Here is a 21,392-nt window from a genome sequence, read left to right on the forward strand (position 1 = left end):
GGAGTTGACGCTTAGAGACGGCGATCCTTATAATTTCTTTATGACGATTCCAATTGTAACGACCAAATTGTATATGCCCCCGTCACGGTTGAAGACCGTTACCCGTCATCGACTGATCGAGAAGTTAAACGAGGGCCTAAACCGTAAACTGACGGTTATTTCAGCACCAGCAGGCTCCGGTAAAACGACACTTGTCAGTGAATGGCTCGTCAGCGGTGATCGACCCTTCGCCTGGATTTCCATGGATGATGGGGATAATGACCCTGCGCGTTTTCTAACATACCTCTTCACAGCTCTGCGAAATATTGACCCGAATATTGGATCGGGCATTTTTCCTTTGCTCCATTCTCCTCAACCTTTACCAATCGAATTGATGATCACCACTCTGCTTCATGAAATAATCACAATACCCAACTCTTTTGTTCTTGTCTTCGATGATTACCACGTTTTGAAAACGGGGCCTCTCGACGATGCCATCTCTCTCATGCTTGAACGAATGTCCCCGCAGATGCATCTGGTAATCTTGACCCGCGAGGAACCACGACTTCCGGTCGCCAGGCTACGGGCTAGGAATCAATTGACCGAAGTACGCGCCTCAGACCTGCGATTTACCTATTCGGAGACAGCGGAATTTTTAGTTAATGTCATGAATTTGCACCTGTCGTCAGAAAACATCGCCCTGCTCGAAGCCTGCACAGAAGGCTGGATTGCCGGTCTACAGTTAGCTGCTCTTTCCATGAAAGAACAAATAGATGTCGCAACCTTCCTTCCAACTTTTTCGGGCAGTCACCATTTTATACTCGACTATCTGGTGGAAGAAGTGCTTACCAAGCAATCTGCAAGCATTCAAGCATTCTTGCTGCAAACATCCATCCTCGACCGATTGTCCGGTCCTCTTTGTGACGCCGTTTTTGGCCAAAGAGACATTTGTTCAGGTTCAGCCCAGGAAACGTTAGAATTTCTCGAACGAGCCAATTTGTTTATCGTCCCGCTGGATAGCGAGCGGCGTTGGTACCGTTATCACCATCTTTTTGCTGATCTGCTGCGGCAGAGGCTCCGTCAGCATTCTTCATCGACAATAGGAGAGGGAGAGCGAATTTTCACAGAATTACATACCCGTGCAAGCATTTGGTATGAAGACAATGGTCTTGAGATGGAAGCTTTTCACCATGCAGTGGCAGCCAATGATACATCACGAGCAGCGCGACTGGTGGAGGGAGAGGGGATGCCGCTGCTCTTTCGTGGAGGGGTAGTCCCTGTACTGAACTGGCTGGAGTCATTACCAAACACGGAGTTGGATGCAAGACCAGCACTGTGGGTGATGTACGCCTCAGCTTTGCTGATGACAGGTCAAATGACTGGCGTTGAACCGAAATTGCTAGCCACAGAAGAAGCACTGCAAGGTTTGGAGCCAGAAGTCAGCTCCAGAGATACTCTTGGGCATATCGCTGCTATACGCGCCACCTTAGCTGTGAGCAAGCACCAATCAGAGATTATCATGGCCGAGGCCAAGCTAGCCTTGGATTACTTGCACCCTGACAACTTGCCTGTCCGCACAGCCACTACTTGGTCGCTGGGGTATGCCTATCACCTTCAGGGGAATCGTTCCGCAGCCAGCAAGGCTTACCATGAGGCATTGTCGAACAGTGAAAAGATTGGCCATGTCGTGATCACCATGATGGCTACGCTTGGGCTAGCGAAGCTACAGGAGGCAGATAATCAGCTCCACTTGGCGGCTGAGACTTATCAGCATGTACGAAAATTGGCTGGTTCTCCTCCCTTACCAGCTGCTTGTGAAGCGCATCTAGGCTTGGCTCGGATTTTTTATGAATGGAACGACTTGCATACAGCGGAGCATCATGGTCTACAGTCCATTCAATTAGCAGGTCAACTGGAACAGACGGACAGAGTCGTGGCAGCGCAGGTGTTTCTGGCAAGACTGAAGCTAGCACAGGGAGACGTTTGTGGAGCGGCTGCCATGATTGCAAATGCTGAGCATGTTGCTCGAAAGAATTGCTTTGTCATGCAGATGCCCCCTATTGCCGAAGCACAAGTCCTTATATTACTTCAGCAGGATAACCTGACAGCGGCAGCCCGATTGGCACAGAAGCACGACCTTCCCATACTCCAGGCTCGTGTACTTCTGGCTCAGGGAGATACGTCCGCAGCACTTGCGGTGCTCGAACCATTACTCGAGCAGGCAGAGGCTAAACAAGTAGAGGATGAACGACTCAAGATCATGCTTTTGCTAGCAGTTGTTCTGCATGCGCAGGGTGATCAAGCTAAAGCTGCGCAAATGGTGAAAGACGCTTTGGTAATAGCGGGGCCGAATGACTTTATTCGCAGTTTCGTCGACGAAGGTATCTCGATGAAAAGATTATTGTATGATCCGGCAGTCTATGGAACGATGCCACGTTATATAGAAAAGCTGCTTTCGGAATGGAAAGAGGAAGAGCCGAAAAGGGAAGGGGGCAACTCGAATCCGTCCCACCATGCTGATTCCCTGATCGAGCCACTTAGTGAGCGAGAGCTTGAAATTTTGCAGCTCATCGAAAAAGGATTATCGAATCGTGACATTGCCCAGCGGCTGTTTCTTGCACTAAGCACGGTGAAAGGGCATAACCGGAATATCTTTGACAAGCTACAGGTACAGCGGCGTACAGAAGCAGTCGCACGGGCTCGCCAGCTAGGCTTGTTGTAATTTCCAAAACCATACTTAAGTATCTGTATACCAATACCGTGCTCCCGCTATACTCATGGCAAAGTGGATAGGAGGATGTCAATGAGAGCCGTGATATGCACGAAATACGGATCGCCAGACGTTTTGGAGCTAAGAGAAGTAGAGAAGCCTATGCCTAAGGATAATGAAATCCTGGTAAACGTTCATGCAACCACTGTTACATCAGGAGACTGCAGAATACGGGCCTTCAAAAGTCCGTTTTTGCTCTGGATTCCCATGCGCCTCGTGCTCGGTCTCACAAAACCGAGAAACCCTATTCTCGGTGTAGAGCTATCTGGGGAAGTCGAAGCGATTGGAAAACATGTCAAACGATTTAAAAAAGGCGACCAAGTCTATGCATTAAGCGGGATGCGATGCGGTGCGCATGCGGAGTACATCTGTCTGCATGAAAACGCAATCGTGGGGGTAAAGCCGACCAATGTAACACATGAAGAAGCCGCCGCGATTCCTTTTGGGGGAACGACCGCCTTGCATTTTTTTCGAAAAGGAAAGCTTCAAAAGGGGCAAAAAGTGCTGATCTACGGAGCTTCTGGATCAGTAGGGACCTCCGCGGTACAGCTTGCCAAGTACTTTGGGGCTGAGGTGACAGCGGTATGTAGTTCTGCCAATTTTGATTTGGTGAAATCGTTGGGAGCCGATACCGTCATTGATTACACGAAAGAGGATTTTACGAAAAAAGAAGAACGGTATGACATTGTATTTGATGCGGTTGGGAAAGCAACGAAATCGGAGTGCGTAAGAGTACTGACACCAAACGGGATATTCCTGACAGTGGATGGGCAAGGGATTGCAAAGGTGCGGACGGAGGATTTGGATTTTCTTAAAGAGTTGACGGAGGAAGGGCAGATGAAAGCGGTTATTGATAGGTATTATTCGCTGGAACAAATACCGGAGGCACACAGGTATGTGGAGACAGGGCGGAAGAAGGGGAATGTCGTGATCAAGATTAGAACATGATGAAATTGTGCCAAAATAAAAGACAAAGGGGGCAGCTCTTTGCCGAAAAAAATCGGCATGTGAGACTGCCCCATTTACCCCTTACTCATTCCGCCAAGCCAACGCCAACGTCCCCATCCCAGCATGCGCTCCAATCGTGGAACTGATCGGTCCAACCAACACCTCGACATCGGAGTACTTGCTCTGAATTTTCTCTTTCAATTCCAGCGCTTTGTCCAAGACGTTGCCATGCAAAATCTGCACGCGCTTCACGGAGTAATTTTGCTTGGCTTTCTCTAGCTGTTCCAGCATGCGCTTGACCGCTTTCCCTTCGGTACGGACCTTTTCATATACTTCAAACAGTCCATCTTTAATTTGAAAAATCGGCTTGATCTGAAGCAAATTGCCGATGAAATATTGCAGTCCGGTCATTCGTCCGCCCTTGTAAAACTGGTCGAGACTGCCGACCAGGATATAGTTCTCAAACTTTTTATATTCCTCGCGCAAGGAAGCAGCAATCTCCTGATAGCCTTTTCCTTCTTTCGCTTGCTCGATGCCATTTAAGATAATCGAGGTAATCGGGTACGACATTAGCTTGGAATCTACCGGCTCGACAGGGAAGTCTGCCATCTTGGCTGCTGTTGCACTTGTATTGTAGGTCCCACTCAGATCAGAGGAGAGGTGGACAGCAATCGCGCATTCATACTCTTCCTTTAATCGTTCGTAGAGTGTCACAAATTTTCCTAAGGAAGGCTGAGACGTTTTGGGAGCATAATTGGCCTGTACAATTTTTTGATAGAGCTGTTCAGGTGTTAAATCAATGCCGTCTTCATAAGTGCCATCTTCAAAGATAATCTCCAGTGGAACGACGTAGATGTCATGCTCTTCCATGATGTGATCAGGTATGAGCGCGGTACTGTCTGTAACCCAGGCAATTTTTTTCTTCAAGGAAACATGTCCTCCCCCAATTTAGTAGAAACCTAGTCTTGCTCTATCTGTTCTAGCGAAAGCTTTGGGTCATGGTTGTCCGTTACTAACGATGTATAAGCAAACTCGCATATCTATCATAATACGAATACTGTCGTTTTTTGTCGTAAATAGAAGAAGTTTTATTGAACAAATGAAAAATCCCATGTTTCTTCGAGAGGAAGAGACATGGGATTTGTATCGTCTACTCAACCAGAGGCTTGATTTTGGGAAACACCTTCAATGCTGTCTTGTAAAACACATCCTCGTGATACTCTGCTGGGATGAGGTCTTTTACAAACTGGATATATGGCTTCACTGGCGCCAACGGCCAATCCGTTCCGAACAAAAACTTGTCGTAATGATCACAATAGGTGATCGCGTGTCGCAGATGGGAAAAGAAGAGGGGGGAGTCCGCGAGTCGCTTGCAATTGGCTGCGTCACCGACCATTAAGCCGGAGAGATCTGCAAACATATTGCGGTTTTTATAAACGACTTCTGCCCCATCGAGTACCCATGGATCGCCAAAATGGGCCATCATGAAATTGACATCTCGATGTTTTACCGCTACTTCGTCCAGTGTGAGAGGGTGGGAGTATTTTAAGAGCCCACGTTCTGAGTACGTATCGCCGGTGTGAAAGACGACAGGCACCTGGTATTTGGCTGCGAGTGCATAGACGGGATCGTAGACGCTATCATAGGCGTAGAAGGGATAGTAGCCCAGATAGATTTTCAGCCCAACCACGTTGGGCTTTAGCAGGTCAACTTCCAAGCGTGCCACTGCTGCTTCATCCAGCTTTAACGGATTGATTCCCAGGCAATAGACGAACTGCGGCGGCAACTCGTCTGTCAGGTCTAGTCCCATGGGAGTGACAGCTTCCACATCGGGAAAGCCGTCCGGCTGAGTCTCTGTCAAGCCCATGCCTATCCCAAGGACCACGCCATTCTCGGCATATTCTTGCAAGAGACCAGCGACGGAGTAATCGACAAACGACTTTTCTGCCGCCGTCCGCTTGAATTCCTCGATATGGGATAAATGCATGTGCGCATCGATGATTTTCAATGTATAGCCCTCCCTTATTTGGCAAAGCGAATCGCCCGTAAGTCAGATAAGGCATTGGATGGAAGCGCGTTGTCGGCAAACAGGAAAAAGACAGGCGGAGTAAAGGTAGTGCTGTTGTTTGGCAGATTCAGTTCGCGAATGACAGACGCTACGGCGACTTCCTTGTTTGCGTATACTTGGAGGTCCGCCGTTTCGAGGTCAGTAACGATATGCATCTGATCCTTGCTGTTAGCTCGCCCGAGGACATAATCGGAGACTTCAAGGACATCCAATTCACCTTGTGCCAGCTTGTAGTTGAGCTCCTCGCCATTCGTACCGACGGTTTTCAGCCATACCGCCTCGTCCTCGGTTCCTGACTGCAAAAAGATGTCAGTAGCTAATTCCTTGCCAGCAAAGTACGTTCCGGTATTTTGCTCGATCGCTACTGTATGACAGAGGACAGGTACTCCTGGCAACAGCAAGTAATACTGGTGACAAGTCAACCCGCGATACTTCTCCTGCTTTTTCACATGGTAGCTCACCTTGATTCCTTGCCACGCATTTTGCTTGTTGTCGATTAGCTCAACAAAGGAAGCAGTACGCTCTTCCTTAACCAGAGAAAACGCGCTTAACTCTTCCATATAGTTGCCGATTCCACCTGTCCACGGATTCCACCAAGATTTCGGCTTCCGTTCTGGGAAGGCGCTATCCAGCCACTCCTGTCCATTACTTGTAAGCGAGTAGAGTGTCGGAGCAAAATCTGGAGCGGCTTTGATCCGCAATCGTCCATTGTCGGCGATATAGACCTGCTGTCCCTCTTCCACTGTTTGCTCCTGTATGACCTTGCCTTGACCGATTGGGAAAATCACGCTCTGCAAATGCGACACATGCGTGGCAAAACGTCCCTCTACTTGCACGAGGTCATATGGTTTTTCCGGCGTTTTGAAGGAGAAGCCAGATTCCGTTTCTTCCTCATCTTCTGCAAAGCTCTGCGTTTGTTCGGAAGCTGTCTTGCTCAAAAGAGATGCGGTCAGTTCTCCGTCCAAGTACTGCTGCTTGTATTCTTTCACCTGTACATCCAGTTCCTCGCTTGTGACAAACGGATTTTGCCCATTGGCACTCAATTCCAGGTGAGACGTCAAGTTCAGATCTGCTGGCATAGGTTCTTTACGGGCAAAGGCACGGAACTCTTTCCAGTCAGCATAGCCCCCATGCGAGAAGTGGAAGGGACCAAACGATTTTTTTTCATGTGGAGCAAGCATGCCGAGATTGGTTTCAAGTGTGACGTACCAGCCTTGAATGTCAAAACGGTATTCAGGAGGCCAGCACATTCCCCATGGGGCCGTTTCATCCTGTGTAAACAGCCAGTTTTCACTGACTAACTCAGCATTCCAATAATCCATATCGCTGCCATAGGAGGATGGTGTTTCAACATAACGGCCTTGGTACGGCACAATAGGGCGATGAAAACTGTGATGAAAGCCTTGGTTTAGCCACAGCTCAGCAGTCAGCTTGTCAGCAGAGCGGTTTTCGATCTCCAATCGGTGTTCTACAGTGCCATCTCCGAACAGGAGCGTATTACTGATCAGGGCAATTTGCGGGTATGCCCCGGAGCGATACGTCGCCCGGATGCCGATGGCTCCTTTTTCTGCGATAAACTCAACTTTCTCGGCACGCTTCTTCGAGAACTCGCTGGAAAACGGTTTTCCGAGCTTGGGATAGAGGAGGTTGGTTGGCTCCCCGCCTGTCCCGCCGACAACGGTCATCTCATTATCTTCTTTGTTCAAGTAGAGCGTATGGCGACCATGGTGAACTTGCCAAGCTTGTTCCGTTTCTCCCGACACCATCGCACCAAGTCCCGTAAAGGCAGCTCCGATTTTTTTGGCAAAAGAAACCGATTTGCCATCTGCAAGCTTTGCCTCCACCTGCACGTTGGCTTCGTAAAAGCCGTGTTCATACAGATTAGCGTTAAGCGGAAGCGACATGCGCTCTTTGCCAGACAGTTTCATAGTGTGGCGTTGCTCTTGTAAGCCAAAGAATGAGCAAGCAGGCAGCTCGAATGAAAATTCGGTTTCTTCCGCAAAGTTGTTCTCCACGTCCAAATAAAACAGCTTTGTCTGTCCCGGATAGGAGAGGCCAGGTACATGTAAGGAAAGGGTAGCAGGAAACTTAGGAAGGATTCCGACCTCAAACAGAGCTGCCTTGCCGTTGATCAGCAGGTGGGTACAAACGCGCGGATGGGTGCGCCAGATGCTTTGTTCTTCTGTGATTGGATCGACAAAAAAGGTTGCAGACAGCGTGGTTTCACCTGTCACTGTCAGCTCGTTTTGATAATCAAAGCGGATCGTGTCGCTCGGTTGCCCGTTTAATGAAATCTGTAACGGCTTGCCCGATTTGTTGATGATCCGGTAGTGAATTTGATATTCCCGTCCAAAGACCAACTCCAACTTTTCCACTTCGGCAGACACGAGATAATCTTCCGTCTCGATGAGGCGCATGCCTCGACCCCGCCGCTCAAACTCCACGCGCAAGCTCTTGCCTCCTTTTGCCCAGGAGTATGTAAAGTAATCAAAGCCGTTTTCCTTGCGACCATCCGGCTCTACGATGATCTCCCGCGTGGAGTCCTGGTACCAGTCAAGCTCCTCAAAATAGTGGGCGATTGCTTCGGTACGGAGCACGTAAGGAATCATGTTCATCAGATGGGTGGCGTCGTCCCGGTCTTCCCAGAAAAATCCAAACTTCTTATACAAGGGAACAGCCTTCGTGTTTCCTGCCCACGTATACAGATCGAGCCGCGGCCAGCCGAGCTCAATCGTTTTCTCCAGTGCGCATGAAAGTAGCATCCGGCCGACCTTTTTTCCGTGATAGTCGGGACGTACATTGAGCAACGGGATGTAGAGGGCACCGGTATCTTCGCGATATTCGGCCAGGCTGCAATAACCAACGACCGTTTCACCTTCCATGGCGAGATAGACAGTAATAGCGTCAGAGGCTGCTTCTTCTTGCCTGATTTGTTCGGCTGTCGTAATCGAATTTCCGCCTCCCCAGCTATCTCGGCTGGCATTCCACATATCTGCAACCGCTGCGGCCAACTCAGGGCGGTAGGTGACAATTGAAATTGATGCTTCCATGCTTGTTAACACCTCGATTACCTTGTTAAATTATGTATCTTATAAGAGTTGTACGTTTGATTGACAGAATTGTTGCTAGTTTTCGGAAAAAGAATATGAATATGAGATAATAAGAGTAAGCAGGAAGGAGTTAGCTATGAAAAGGAAACTTATTATTGGTGATATCCATGGATATTTTCATGTACTTAAACAGCTACTGGAAAAAGTAAATTATAGGCCTATACAGGACCAAGTTATTTTTATTGGAGATTATATAAGTAGAGGACCTGAATCTCTAAAAGTTGTTTCAGAGATAAAAAGAATGGTAGAGGAGGAAGGTGCAATTGCTTTAATGGGTAATCATGAATATTCTCTGATTGAATTTTTAGACTCTCGGAACCCTTCCTTTGATTTATTTTTTCTACATCAAATGGGTGGGATGAACGCAATAGAAAGTTTTCTTCAAGGTGTTGATGATTCCGTTTTTAACGATATAGAGCTTGTTAAAAGAACACTCAAAGTAGAGCGCAAAGAAGAAATTGATTTTATCAATCATTTACCTTATTACTTTGAAGACGAAGGACACATTTTTGTACACGCAGGAGTTTGTTCAGGGAATTGGCGAGAAACAACACCATCTGATTTTGTCTGGATAGGTGAGGATTTTATAGAAAGTCCAACAGGCATTGACAAAGTTGTGGTATTTGGACATACCCCAACTTCTAGAATAAAATCGAATCCAGAACCCAATCAAATTTGGTATTCAACAGAAGGTGATAAAATAGGAATAGATGGTGGGTGTGGCTATTCTGGTGGGCAACTAAATGCGTTGGAAATCAATACGGAAGGATACAGGAGCCACTTTGTAAAATGCTAAAATGCACAGCCCCTACCCTAGTTAAAAGGTGGGGGCTGTTTGACACTTGCCAACTAACCGGCCATTTGCTTACTGTACAAGCCCCTTCAAGTAGTCCAGGAGCAGCGGATAGAAATGTGGTTTGAAGTGAACGCCGTTGTCCGCGTATTGGATTTTGTTGGCGGCGAAGACGGGTGACAAGTCCACGTAATCGACTTTGACTTCATCGGCCAACTGTTCAAGCGCTTGGTTGAAGTCCGTGATGTTCGCATACTGCGGCACTTGCTTCCGGGTTTCCTCGGCGACTGGCGGGATCGAGAGGATGTGGAGCTTGGCCTTCGGCAGCTTGTTCCGGATGCTGTCGATCAGTTGGCGATAGCTCTTGACGAATTCCTGCTTGTCCGACAATGTAATGTCATTGCTGCCCAGCAGAATGAATACATGCTCTGGCGCCCGGCTGGCGAGTTTCTCGACATTCATGAGTGCGAGAGAGAGCGTCGCGCCGCTCGGGGCGATGACATTCGCCGTATCCACTTTGTTCAGATAGGACAACGCCCCCAGGATGGAATCCCCCAGGAAAACACTGTGCTTGAACGCTGTTTTGTAGGCTTCGTTCGTATCGGTGATTGCCGGACCGCACGCCTGATTGGCCAGATCCGTTCGCTCCTTTAAATAGCTCAGCAGGATTGGGTAGAATGCGTTCGTGAAATGAGAGCCGTCTTCATCGTATTGAATCTTGTGCTGTTGGAAAAGGGGGGCAAGGTCAATGTAGTCTATTCCCTTCTCCTTCGCCATCTTTTGCAGGGCTGCGTTGAATGATTCGATCTGCGGGTTCATGGACGCACCGAACGGTGATGCGGCATCTACCGGCGTAATCGACAGCACGTAGACACGCGTCGCAGGCAGCAGTTCCCTTATACGATCGACCAGTTGAGTGTATTTCTGTACGAACGTCTTCTTCGCTTCCTCGGACGGTTCATCGAGATCGTTCTGTCCCATTGATAGGAACACATGCGACGGCTTGCGGCTCGTGATCTCTTCGATGTTGTCCAGTGTAGATTGGACCGTTGCACCCAATCCCCCCATAACGTTCGCTTCAGGCAGCAGGTCATCGTTCGTCAGTCCTCCGATAATGGAGTCGCCTACGAACAAGCTGCTGCCAAACAACTCCTGAACGCTGCCTGCGGGCGCCTGCGTCGTAGCGAGCTGAGTCTGCCCCTTGTCGTCGGCTGCACCACAGGCGACGAGGGCCGATAGTATCGCCGCTGACAGAAAAATACTTACCCATCGTTGTACCATTTTCATACACAATAACTCCTTCTTACAAGATAGCCATATCATAGAATAGAGAAATCAATATCGGGTGCAGACGAGATCAATATCAGGTGCAGGCGATTGAAGTTCTCCTGATCGTCCACCATACGCAAGCTATGGTGAATGTAAAATTAAGGTAACGATAAGGTGCGATTTAGAAGCCATTAAGCTTAGCTCGTTACAATCAGGCTTGAGGTGATAGTCATGGAGCTAAAGCAGAATCGCGTTCGCATCATCGATGGCTTGCGAGGATTTAGTTTAATAGGGATTTTGATGGCGAATATGCTGATTTTCCAGTATGGGATTTGGGGAAGCCAAGAAATGGATTTATACGCCCTCCCCGATTATGAAATGACTGCTTACAAGCTTGTGAAAATATTTGTGGAAGGCAGCTTTATGCCGATTTTTACTTTTATGTTTGGTTTTGGCATGATCAAGATGCAGCAAAGCTTGGCTGCCAAAGGCTTGAGGCAAAAACGCTACCTTACCCGCAGGTTTTTGATGCTGATCGGACTTGGTTTCCTTCATTCGTATTTCCTATGGGAAGGGGATATCTTAGGGTTTTATGGCATGATGGGCTTTTTTCTGTTGCTGTTCATGAACCGCAAACCGAAAACACTGCTCATTTGGGGGATTGTCTTACTCTGTCTCATCAGCTTAATGGGGTTTACTCCAGAAGATCCGAATGATCCTGCGGGTATTACCGATCCAGCCCGTATGGAAGCGTATGTGGTCAAAACCATGACCGTCTATGGCACGGGTACATACGAGGAGATCGTCCATCACAGAAGCAGTGAAGATCCGCTTGGTTTGCCAGAATACATGATGATTGCTTTATTGTTGATTGCGCCACTTATGAGCGCACCCATGTTCCTTGGGATGTATGCTGCGAAGCGCCGTTGGTTCGAGAAGCCAGAGGAAGAACGAACCTCGTATCTCCGAAACATGCTGATCTTCTTGCCAGCGGGACTTTTGTTAAAAGCGCTGCATGCGTTTCTGCCGGGAACTTGGTTGAGTGGCGTCGGTGAGTTATCGGGAGGAACCATTCTTGCCATCGGTTACATCTTCGCCTTTGTTTGGTTCTTTTCCAAAAGCACAGAATCAACTTGGCTGCCAAGGTTTCAGGCCGTGGGGAAACTCTCCTTAACGAATTACCTTTTGCAAACCGTCATTTGTACGACGATTTTTTATGGCTATGGCCTCGGATGGTTCGGGAAAATCGGGGTATTGGCTGGTTGCGGATTAGCGATCGTGATTTATGTGGGACAGCTTTTCGCAAGCCCGTTGTATCTAAAACGGTTCCGTTATGGCCCAGTCGAACGACTGTTGCGTATGTGGACGAATTTTTCAATCTCGGGCAAGACAAAGCAACGCCCGGAAAAACCTATTTCTGCTTAGCGCCAAAAAATAAAAACCAAGAAGCTGCTCTATTGGCTACTTGGTTTTTTGTTTGGTTTTTGGCCTCTAAAAATATGAATCCTCTTATCGGTCTCCATCATATACTGTAAATGGTTGGAAAAAGATGATCGGATGGGTCATCGTAAAGAACGGAGGATGGGAATTGGGACGTTTTCCAAGAGCAGTAAGGAGTCTTGTTTTCTTTAGCCTCTTTTGCTTGATCTTCCAAGCAGGCATATTCGTGCCTGTAAGCCAAGTAGCAAGTGCAGAGGAAACACCTGCCGCGGTAGAAACCACTGTAGATCTTCGTCACTTACAAGAAAAAGTCAATGAAATTAACGCCGAGAATTTAATCCAGGAAAAATATACACCCGATAGCTGGAGAAAGCTTGCGTATGCGTTGGATGCTGCAAAAGCCGTACTGACGAAGCCAAACGTCACCCAAGCAGAAATCGATGGTGCCTTGTCCGTGTTAGTCCTAGCAAGAGAAGGGCTGAAGAAGCAGGAAGGTACAGTCGACAAGAGCAAACTGCAAACGAAAGTAGAGGAAATTGCAGTGGAAAAGCTGCAAGAAAAAGATTACACGAGGGCCAGTTGGAAAGAGCTACAGGATAGACTGGGGCAGGCTTACTTTGTGCTGGATGATCCGCATGCGAGCCAGCCTGTCGTAGATGTTACCCTTGAGAAACTGATCAAAGCGAGACAAGATTTGAAGATTCAAGATGACGCGGTCTATAAAAGAGAGCTGAGGGCCAAAGCGAGAGAGATCGAGGACAAAGACTTGGATGAAGACGACTACACCAGATCGAGCTGGCGCAAATTGGAAGATGCGCTTGAACAAGCGTGGGATGTCATTGACGATCCACATGCTACGCAGTCTGAAGTAGATGATGCTCTGTACGATTTGAGAAAAGCATGGAGAAATCTAGAGGATGATGATCGAGACAGAGGTCGGGATCGGGATAAAGACAGTAGGAAGGGTTCCTATAACACGCCGACAACCATCTTTTTCACTGGCGGTAGCCCTACAGATAAGAAAGTGGTTCTCCCTGCAACCAATATAAAAAGTAAGAGCCAACGTGGCTATATCAATGGCTATCCTGACGGAACGTTTCAACCGGATCGTACGGTGACACGCGCGGAGATAGCTGCCATTTTACTGAACGCTGAAATGGTGAGCCAGTCTTCTGCGAGTAAGGGAAGGTTCTTCGATGTAGCCGACAACTACTGGGCAGTGAATCCGATTCATCAAGTAAGTGCAGCGGGTATGATGAACGGCTACCCGGATGGCACATTCCGTCCATCTGCCAACATTACCCGAGCGGAAATAGCCGCGGTCATCTACAAGTATAAGGCCTTGCAAGGTGCGGGCGGGGGTACTGTCTTTTTTGATGTGAGGGGAAATCACTGGTCATCTCCAATCATTGCAGCGGTTGTTGCAAAAGGGTACATGACAGGTTATCCCGACGGTACCTTCCAGCCAGAGAAAGCGCTGACTCGTGCCGAAGCTGTGACGATTCTCAATCGCGTGCTGAATCGCGTGCCGCAGAATCAAGTTGGCCCGCAAAGATGGCCGGACGTCGTACCTGGTCATTGGGCGTATAAAGAAATTGAAGAAGCATCCATTAAGTAACGATTTCGAAAAAGGACTCACCCTCCTGTAAAATAAGAGGGTGAGTTTTTTTATAATCCTGACACACATGATGTCAGGATTCGTGCATTATGATGATGACAGTTACCGAATAGGTGATGAACATGAGGAGTGTAAACAGATGAAGCTGGATCGATTACTTGCCATCACAATAGAGTTGATGTCGAAAAAACGGGTGACAGCAACAGAGCTTGCCGCCAGGTTTGAGGTCTCTGTTCGAACGATTTATCGTGATGTCGAGTTAATTAATCAAGCTGGCATTCCCGTCGTTTCATTCACGGGAGCAGATGGTGGATTCGAGCTGATGGAAGGTTTCTTCCTAACGAAGCAGCACTTCTCTGTGAAAGACTTTTCGGTCATATACAATCTTTTAAAAAGTACGGAAGGAGCTATCGGAGGAAAATATACAACACTTGTTCAGAAGCTGGGCAGCCTGCAGCCTGCTCTACTGAATGGGGGAAATAACGAGTCGATCATTTTTAACCTGAGTACGGTAGAAGATGAAAAGGCCACTATTCACCCGCTTTCAGAGGCGATCCAGCAAAATCGAGTCACGACTTTCTTTTATGTGAGTGCATCAGGTACGGTCTCAGAGAGACGAGTAGAGCCGCTCTGTCTATTTTGGGAGCGTGGAGCGTGGTATCTTCAGGCGTATTGCTTGTTGCGTCAGGCCAATCGAATCTTCCGCCTTTCCAGGATGACCGCTCTTGAGGTGACAGAAATCATTTTTCAACCAAGAATTGACCAGACAAGCCAGGACGAAGAAGAAACGCAAGACTTTGAAGGGACACTCGCGCATCTCCGTTTTGATCCGTCCGTAGGGCTGCGTGTGTTGGAGCAATTCCCGGGAGAATGCACACATCACGGTACGCATATCGATTTGCACAAAGTCTTTTATAAGCGAGACTACGCGGTTTCAGTCGTATTAAGTTATGGATCAAAGGTGGAGATTATTTCCCCTGACGACTTAAAGGAAGACCTATTGAAAGAAATCAAACAGATTCAGCAACGCTACCAATAATTTGAGGAGGATGTATAACATGACGATTTTAGTAACGGGTGCAACAGGGACGGTAGGGAGACATGTGGTGGATCAGCTTTTGAAAAAAGGAGTCAAGGTGCGTACTATTTCGCGAAATCCGGAAAAAGCCGACCTGCCAGCGGGAGTAGAGGTGGTAGCAGGGGACCTTACTATACCGGAGAGCTTGGAAGCAGCACTGCAAGGTGTAACGGCTCTGCACTTACTTGCATCTAGCTACACCTTTCAAACCGATCCGAAGGTAGTCGAAATGGCGGAAAGAGCTGGTGTGAAGCGCGTATCCGTATTGGTGAGTGCCACCGAAGGGCCTTTAGAAGAAGCATTGGCAAACAGTGGGATGGAATGGACTCTCCTGAAGCCTGTGGAATTCATGTCCAATGCGATTGTCGATTGGCAGGAATCGATTCGTTTGGAGGGAGTCGTGCGGGAGCCTTTTGGCAATGCTTTAAGCGCCAAAGTACACGAAGCAGATATCGCGAGTGTTTCTGTGGTGGCATTGCTTGAATCGGGACACCATGCGCAAAGTTATTTTCTTACGGGACCAGAGGCGATTACACGCATTGAATCAGTTCAGATAATTTCGAAAATTTTAGAGAGAGAAATTCGATTTGAAGAGCTTACGGAGGAGCAGGCGCGACAGAATTGGAGAGATCAGGGCTATGAAGAGGGAGATATCGACTTTTTCGTAGCCATGGGCAAAAATCCACCTGAAGTGGGCTACACGGTCTTGCCCACGGTGGAGCAAGTGACCGGAAAGCCTGCAAGAACGTTTGCCGAATGGACATCCGAACATAAAAGCTATTTTGAATAAGGAGAGGCCGCTATGTCATATGCCATTGAAGTCACGAAGCTCAGGAAATCGTTTGGGGATCAAGAGGTGGTCAAAGGAATTGACCTGCATGTAAAAAAAGGGGAGCTGTTCGCTTTGCTCGGCCCGAATGGCGCTGGAAAAACGACAACCATCCATATGCTTTCCACGCTCCTTGCGCCAGACGGAGGAACAGCGTTGGTAGCCGGATGCGATATTGTGAAAAACGCGCAGGCTGTGCGCAAGAAAATTAGCCTGACGGGACAGTTTGCTGCCCTGGATGAAGGATTAACCGGATTGCAAAATTTGATCCTGATTGGCAGATTGTTTGGCTACTCTGCGAGGGAGGCCCGTACAAAAGCAAGCGAGCTGCTTCATACCTTTGGGCTTGCAGATGCCATGGATCGTACGGTAGAAAATTATTCTGGTGGGATGCGGCGACGATTAGATATCGCCGCTAGCGTCCTCACGCAGCCGGAGCTTATTTTTCTGGATGAGCCTACTACGGGTCTCGACCCGCAAAGTCGGCAACAAGTATGGGAAGTCGTTCGTACGCTTTTGAAATCAGGTACCACTGTGCTATTAACGACTCAATATCTCGAAGAAGCCGATCAGTTAGCAGACCGGATCGCGGTGATCGATAAAGGAATGATGATTGCAGAAGGGACACCTGAGCTGTTAAAAGCCTCGGTGGGTGGAAAGACGTTGACGGTTCGATTGACCGAACATCTGAACAAGGAATGGACAAGCCGTCTTTTGGAAGAACATCTTCGATTGCCGATTTATCCAGATCAAGATGACCCGCATGTTTTAAGAATCCCGGTAAAAGAAGCGAGTCTGGCAAACCAAGCAATCGGGATGCTGCTGGCTAATGATGTTTCTATCGAGGATTTTTCCCTGAGTGACCCGAGTCTGGAAGAGGTGTTTTTGGCCCTGACTCATGCCGAAAAGAAGGAGGCCATCCTATGAACGCAAGTCATACGCTCAGTACCTTTGCGGCGATCCGCATCTTTATGTGGCGCACATGGCAAAACACACAGAACAACCTTTTCATATTTTGTATGGATGCGGTCCTCTCACCTGTGATGATGCTGCTTATTTTTACTTATTTGTTCGGTGGAGCCATCGCTGGTTCTACGGCAGCGTATCTCCAGTTTTTTCTGCCAGGTGTGCTTGTGTTGACCATCCTTCCGATGACGGTCTATAGCGGGACGACCATCTGTCAGGATATTGCGAAGGGCGTCTATAACCGTTTTCGTACCATGCCCTTTTGGCAGCCAGCGTCTGTCATCGGTCCATTACTGACAGATGGACTACGTTATACGATTGCGATACTCGTCGCCTTTGGGACAGGAATGCTGCTTGGGTTTCGTCCAGAAGGCGGCATAGTTGGTGCGACACTCGCGATGTTGTATCTCATTTTCTTCGCCTTTAGTGTGAGCTGGATTTTTTCCATGATCGGTATTTTGGCAAAGCGACCGGAGACGGTATCAGGTTCAAGTATGTTTTTTGTCTACCCATTGCTTTTTGCCAGCACGATCTTCGTAGATTCTTCCACCATGCCAAAATGGATGGGGACAATCGTCAATCTCAACCCGATCAGTATCGCAGTAGGGACGGTTCGAGGATTGATGGGGGGAACAGCTAATCTGTCTGATGTTTTGGTTGGAATCGGATTATGTCTACTTCTGATTGTCATCTTTGCTCCGTTAACAATGCGTCTTTATTTGACTAAACCCAATCGATAACGTGCGGATTCATAGGAAAAGCGTCGACGATCAATTTGTCGATGCTTTTTATGTATAGTGAAAATTGTGGTATAATCTACCACTAAGATAGAATGGCATAAAATCATTCAGCTTAGAATCGAGAGGAGAAAGTTTCATGAAACTAAACAAACGCTGGAGCAAACTGACTCGCTTGGCGGGTACAGGTGCACTCAGTTTGGCGCTTTTGCTAGGGTATGTGCTTCCAGCCCACGGGCAGACTCCCGTAGCTCCCATAATCAGTCCTTGGTCGGTAACAACGTTGAACGATGGGGAGAAATACGGAATTTTTCCACTGGCGTGGTATGAAGACGGTTCTTTTCAACAATCGATTCCTGCTGACAAGTTTCTTACCTTGATGGAAGGAACAGAGAAAAAGCTGGATCTTCTGGGACTGAAGAAAAAGAACGTTTCTTTGTCCACTCCGACTGATAAGGTCATTACGAGAGAAGCAGTCATTACTTCTTTGTACAAACTTTTGGCGAACTACGAATTGCCAGCAGCGTTCGAAATGACCGGGGGTAACCCGATTGACTACATGAAGAAAAAAGGCCTGGTCAAAGGGACGAGCACAGGTCTCGATTTGAATCAGCCAAGCACGGTTGAACAAGCGACGGTGATGGCGAGCCGACTGGTCGAGTTCGCATACGATACGGTGGGTGGCGGTGCCGAAGGTCTCATGTGGAAAGTGACCAACGGCAAAAACACCATGTACTTGCTTGGCTCGATTCACATGGGAATCGCAGATATGTACCCGATGCAAAAAGACATCCGGGAAGCGTATGAAGAGTCGGATGAACTGTGGGTGGAAGCCGATATTATCAACGGTGACAATGACTATCTAACACAAAAGATGGTATATACGGATGGCACCACATTGAAGGACCATGTATCCGCTGAGACGTACCAAAAGGTGCAAACATTACTTGCCAAGCTGCAACTACCAGCCAATTCTTTTGACGCCTACAAGCCGTTTGCTGTTTCGTTGTCTGTGCCAACGCTTGGCTACGTAGACAGTGAAACGGATGTTCAGTTTGCGATGCTATCCGGAATCGACAGATACTTCCTGACGAAGGCGATGCTGGATGAGAAGCCGATCAACGAGCTGGAAGGGATTAAGCTGCAAGCAGACTTGCTGTCCGGTGTCCCGGCAGAACAGCAGGAGAAAGAATTGAACATCATTTTAGATAGCGCTATGGCCGAAAAAGGGCTGGAGGAAAGCGCAAAGCTCTTAAAAGACATGCAGACAGAATGGGTAGAAGGAGATCTGAATGGCTTTACCCAGATCATGACGACGCATGGTGATTTCGGTGAAGGCGAAGTGAATCAGCGTCTGCTCGGTGAGCGAGACAAAAACATGGCTATGAAACTGGCAGAAGTGTTGGAGAAAGAAGGGGAAACGACTTCATTCGTCGTGGTCGGTGCTGCCCACTTCTCGATGAAAGGTATGGTTATCGATCATTTGAAAGCCAAGGGCTATCACGTACAACAATTGCAATAAGAGCTAGAATAGGAAGTGTCGGCACGCAGGCTGGCACTTCTTTTTTGTTTGCTGAAAAATTGCTTACCCTGACAAGTGTTGCTAACAATATCCAGCGAATAGTAAAATTATACTATCTTGGCATACATAGGAGGTATTTTGCGTGGGCTTGTTTGATATGTTTAAGACAGACAAAGGGGAAGAAATGACCCCTCATTTTGGATTCGCATGTTCCTTGCTCTACATGATGAAATCAGATGGAGAAATGGACCACGAGGAAATCGGTCAATTGCTTGCTGTATTGGGCGGCGAAGAAAGCAACGGCGTGATTGGTGTCGGTGCTAATAACAGACAGTTGCTCGATAACGCAATGAAATATACACGCAATAACTCCATCGAGAAATTCCTGAGCGAAGTAACTCCATTGCTCACAGATGCTCAAAAAATGTGCATCCTGGTTAACCTGATTGATTCCTCCCTGGCAGATGGCCAACCTGAGCGTGAAGAGCAAGAGCTGTTTGGCAAGTTCTTGACTGCATTTGGTATTTCGGAAGATCGTTTCCGTCCATTCTTTGAAGTGATCGTGTTGAAAAATGACCGTGGTGTGTTCGTGAATCAAAACCATCCTAAGAACCAACCAGGTTACAGAGTGACGCTTCCTGTTTAATCTTTTATACGAATGTAAAGAGGCTGTCCCAAAAGTCATGAACAATGACTGAGGGACAGCCTTTTTATTTGATTTCTTACTAAAATGTAAGAGAGAGGGCGAAATCGTTAGATAGGAGTCATTCATTTGCATGAGAGTCTCGTCTATAATCCAGACATAAATCATTTTCAAGGAGATGTTCAGATGAAAAAAATAATAGGTTTCGTGTTGGTTATCGCTCTTTTTGTAGGCATAGGGTTTGGCGTAAAACGATATGTAGAAGGTCCATCGCAACCGGTCAATGGAGTTCTCGTTATCGGCACAGAGAAAGATACGAATAAGGTCAAAGAGTTGTATAAAGATAACACCAAACATACAAGCGACTATAAACTGAAATTGGTTACAACAACAAAAATCACGAAATTGACAGAGCAAGGTCAGAAAGAAACGGGTCAAGAATTTGATAGCCGAGATATTAAGTATTCGGTTGTGAATCGATCTACAGCTGAGCAATTCGTCAAGAAGGGGATTCTCAGAGCCAGACAAGATCCAGACAGCATGTCTATTATTTCAGTCCCTGTTACCAGCATCAAAGAATTATCGAATGGTCAAAATCTGTTTTACTCTATAAGTGATGCAGACATGAAGAATAACCAAATCGATTTGAACGGTCAGATGGTACCTGTAGCGTATGTGAACCATCAAATGTGGATCGGGTATATACCACAAGCGGATCTTGTTATTGTTGACGACAAAACTTACAACCAATTAACTGAAGCAGAGTCAACGCTCTCCTTGATCCAGTTTAGAAATGGCGGCTTCGATTATAAGAATAAAGATAACGTGAACCAGGTCTTACAGGAAATCGGGAACGTTTATGCAGATAGCGCAGACAAAGTAAATTTTGTAGATGTACAAGATTGAGTTTGAGTGATGAGAGGATGAACTGTATGGAAGTTGTACGGATGGAAAACGTAGTAAAAAGTTATGGGGAAGGCAACAACAGGGTAGATGCGTTAAAAGGGATTGACCTTTCTATTCAGCAAGGAGAGTTTGTCTCAATCGTAGGTGTTTCCGGCTCTGGAAAAAGTACACTGCTGCATATTTTAGGAGGGTTGGATCGGCCAAGTTCAGGGCAAGTATTTATTGGGGACCATAATCTTTATGATTATACAGATGATGAGCTTTCGATATTCAGAAGAAGAAAAGTCGGGTTTATTTTTCAGTTCTTTAATTTAATTCCCGTATTGAATGTCCAGGAAAATATCGCGTTGCCCATGTTATTGGACGACGAACCGATCGATATGACGTATTTGGATGAAATTATTGAAATCCTGGGGCTCCATGAACGAAAAGACCACTTGCCTTCCGAACTATCGGGTGGCCAACAGCAACGAGTTTCCATCGGTAGGGCCTTAATTAATCGGCCGCATTTGATTCTGGCGGATGAACCCACAGGTAATCTGGATACGCGAAATACGAAGGAAGTCATGGATTTATTAAGATTGACTGCAAAAAAATACAATCAAACCATCGTATTGATTACGCACGATCTTACCATTGCATCGGCTTCTGACCGTGTTATTACGATAGAAGACGGTGCGATCATTTCAGATCAACGGCTTGCTGCGAATTAGCCA

17 protein-coding genes are annotated in these 21,392 nt (G+C 47.3%); 13 read left to right on the forward strand and 4 right to left on the reverse strand.

The genetic code is table 11. The annotated features are described in order from the left end of the window. Positions 1-40 precede the first annotated feature (40 nt). Entirely contained in the window at positions 41-2,701 is a 2,661-nt protein-coding gene (locus AB432_RS07625) for a winged helix-turn-helix domain-containing protein (RefSeq protein WP_048031749.1), read from the forward strand. Between the two features lie 81 nt (positions 2,702-2,782). Then, a complete protein-coding gene (locus AB432_RS07630; protein WP_048031750.1) occupies positions 2,783-3,697 on the forward strand; it encodes an NAD(P)-dependent alcohol dehydrogenase in 915 nt (304 codons plus the stop codon). 81 nt (positions 3,698-3,778) lie between these two features. Here AB432_RS07630 and AB432_RS07635 read toward each other — a convergent pair whose 3' ends face one another. The 3 genes from AB432_RS07635 to AB432_RS07645 form a co-directional block, all read right to left on the reverse strand. Continuing rightward, positions 3,779-4,624 (reverse strand): DegV family protein, encoded by an 846-nt coding sequence (locus AB432_RS07635; protein ID WP_048031751.1) that lies wholly within the window; start codon positions 4,622-4,624, stop codon positions 3,779-3,781. Positions 4,625-4,847: 223 nt separating this feature from the next. Beyond that, positions 4,848-5,705: an amidohydrolase family protein gene (locus tag AB432_RS07640; RefSeq protein WP_048031752.1), complete on the reverse strand. Its 858-nt coding sequence runs from the start codon at positions 5,703-5,705 to the stop codon at positions 4,848-4,850. A gap of 14 nt (positions 5,706-5,719) precedes the next feature. Further along, positions 5,720-8,815 carry a GNAT family N-acetyltransferase gene (locus AB432_RS07645; RefSeq protein ID WP_048031753.1) on the reverse strand — a complete coding sequence of 1,032 codons (3,096 nt, stop codon included), beginning with the start codon at positions 8,813-8,815 and terminating at the stop codon, positions 5,720-5,722. Between the two features lie 136 nt (positions 8,816-8,951). Here AB432_RS07645 and AB432_RS07650 point away from each other — a divergent pair, with 136 nt between their 5' ends. Next, on the forward strand, positions 8,952-9,671 hold the full coding sequence (locus tag AB432_RS07650; RefSeq protein WP_048031754.1) for a metallophosphoesterase family protein: 720 nt from the start codon (positions 8,952-8,954) through the stop codon (positions 9,669-9,671). 69 nt (positions 9,672-9,740) lie between these two features. Here the strand turns inward: AB432_RS07650 and AB432_RS07655 are convergent, their stop codons facing one another. Then, entirely contained in the window at positions 9,741-10,949 is a 1,209-nt protein-coding gene (locus AB432_RS07655; protein ID WP_235617637.1) for a GDSL-type esterase/lipase family protein, read from the reverse strand. A gap of 219 nt (positions 10,950-11,168) precedes the next feature. On the opposite strand from AB432_RS07655, the gene AB432_RS07660 reads away from it, so the two are divergent. The 10 genes from AB432_RS07660 (at position 11,169) to AB432_RS07705 (ending at position 21,389) form a co-directional block, all read left to right on the forward strand. Further along, positions 11,169-12,362 carry a DUF418 domain-containing protein gene (locus AB432_RS07660; RefSeq protein WP_048031756.1) on the forward strand — a complete coding sequence of 398 codons (1,194 nt, stop codon included), beginning with the start codon at positions 11,169-11,171 and terminating at the stop codon, positions 12,360-12,362. 124 nt (positions 12,363-12,486) lie between these two features. Next, a complete protein-coding gene (locus tag AB432_RS07665) occupies positions 12,487-13,995 on the forward strand; it encodes an S-layer homology domain-containing protein (RefSeq protein WP_048031757.1) in 1,509 nt (502 codons plus the stop codon). A gap of 139 nt (positions 13,996-14,134) precedes the next feature. After that, positions 14,135-15,034, forward strand: coding sequence for a helix-turn-helix transcriptional regulator (locus AB432_RS07670; protein ID WP_048031758.1), 900 nt, complete (start codon positions 14,135-14,137; stop codon positions 15,032-15,034). 19 nt (positions 15,035-15,053) lie between these two features. After that, positions 15,054-15,863, forward strand: coding sequence for an NAD(P)H-binding protein (locus AB432_RS07675; RefSeq protein WP_048031759.1), 810 nt, complete (start codon positions 15,054-15,056; stop codon positions 15,861-15,863). A gap of 12 nt (positions 15,864-15,875) precedes the next feature. Continuing rightward, a complete protein-coding gene (locus tag AB432_RS07680) occupies positions 15,876-16,829 on the forward strand; it encodes an ATP-binding cassette domain-containing protein (RefSeq protein WP_048031760.1) in 954 nt (317 codons plus the stop codon). Beyond that, complete coding sequence (locus tag AB432_RS07685) at positions 16,826-17,608, forward strand: ABC transporter permease (RefSeq protein ID WP_048031761.1); 783 nt, start codon at positions 16,826-16,828, stop codon at positions 17,606-17,608. Before AB432_RS07680 ends, AB432_RS07685 begins: the two co-directional genes overlap by 4 nt. Positions 17,609-17,744: 136 nt before the next feature. Continuing rightward, positions 17,745-19,127: a TraB/GumN family protein gene (locus tag AB432_RS07690; RefSeq protein ID WP_048031762.1), complete on the forward strand. Its 1,383-nt coding sequence runs from the start codon at positions 17,745-17,747 to the stop codon at positions 19,125-19,127. Positions 19,128-19,269: 142 nt separating this feature from the next. Continuing rightward, positions 19,270-19,773: a tellurite resistance TerB family protein gene (locus AB432_RS07695; RefSeq protein WP_048031763.1), complete on the forward strand. Its 504-nt coding sequence runs from the start codon at positions 19,270-19,272 to the stop codon at positions 19,771-19,773. A gap of 183 nt (positions 19,774-19,956) precedes the next feature. After that, entirely contained in the window at positions 19,957-20,676 is a 720-nt protein-coding gene (locus AB432_RS07700) for a lipoprotein BA_5634 family protein (protein ID WP_048031764.1), read from the forward strand. Positions 20,677-20,702: 26 nt separating this feature from the next. After that, entirely contained in the window at positions 20,703-21,389 is a 687-nt protein-coding gene (locus AB432_RS07705; protein ID WP_017250832.1) for an ABC transporter ATP-binding protein, read from the forward strand. Positions 21,390-21,392: the final 3 nt, after the last annotated feature.

It is taken from the genome of Brevibacillus brevis, assembly GCF_001039275.2.
In the GTDB taxonomy this organism is placed as follows: Bacteria; Bacillota; Bacilli; order Brevibacillales; family Brevibacillaceae; genus Brevibacillus; species Brevibacillus brevis_C.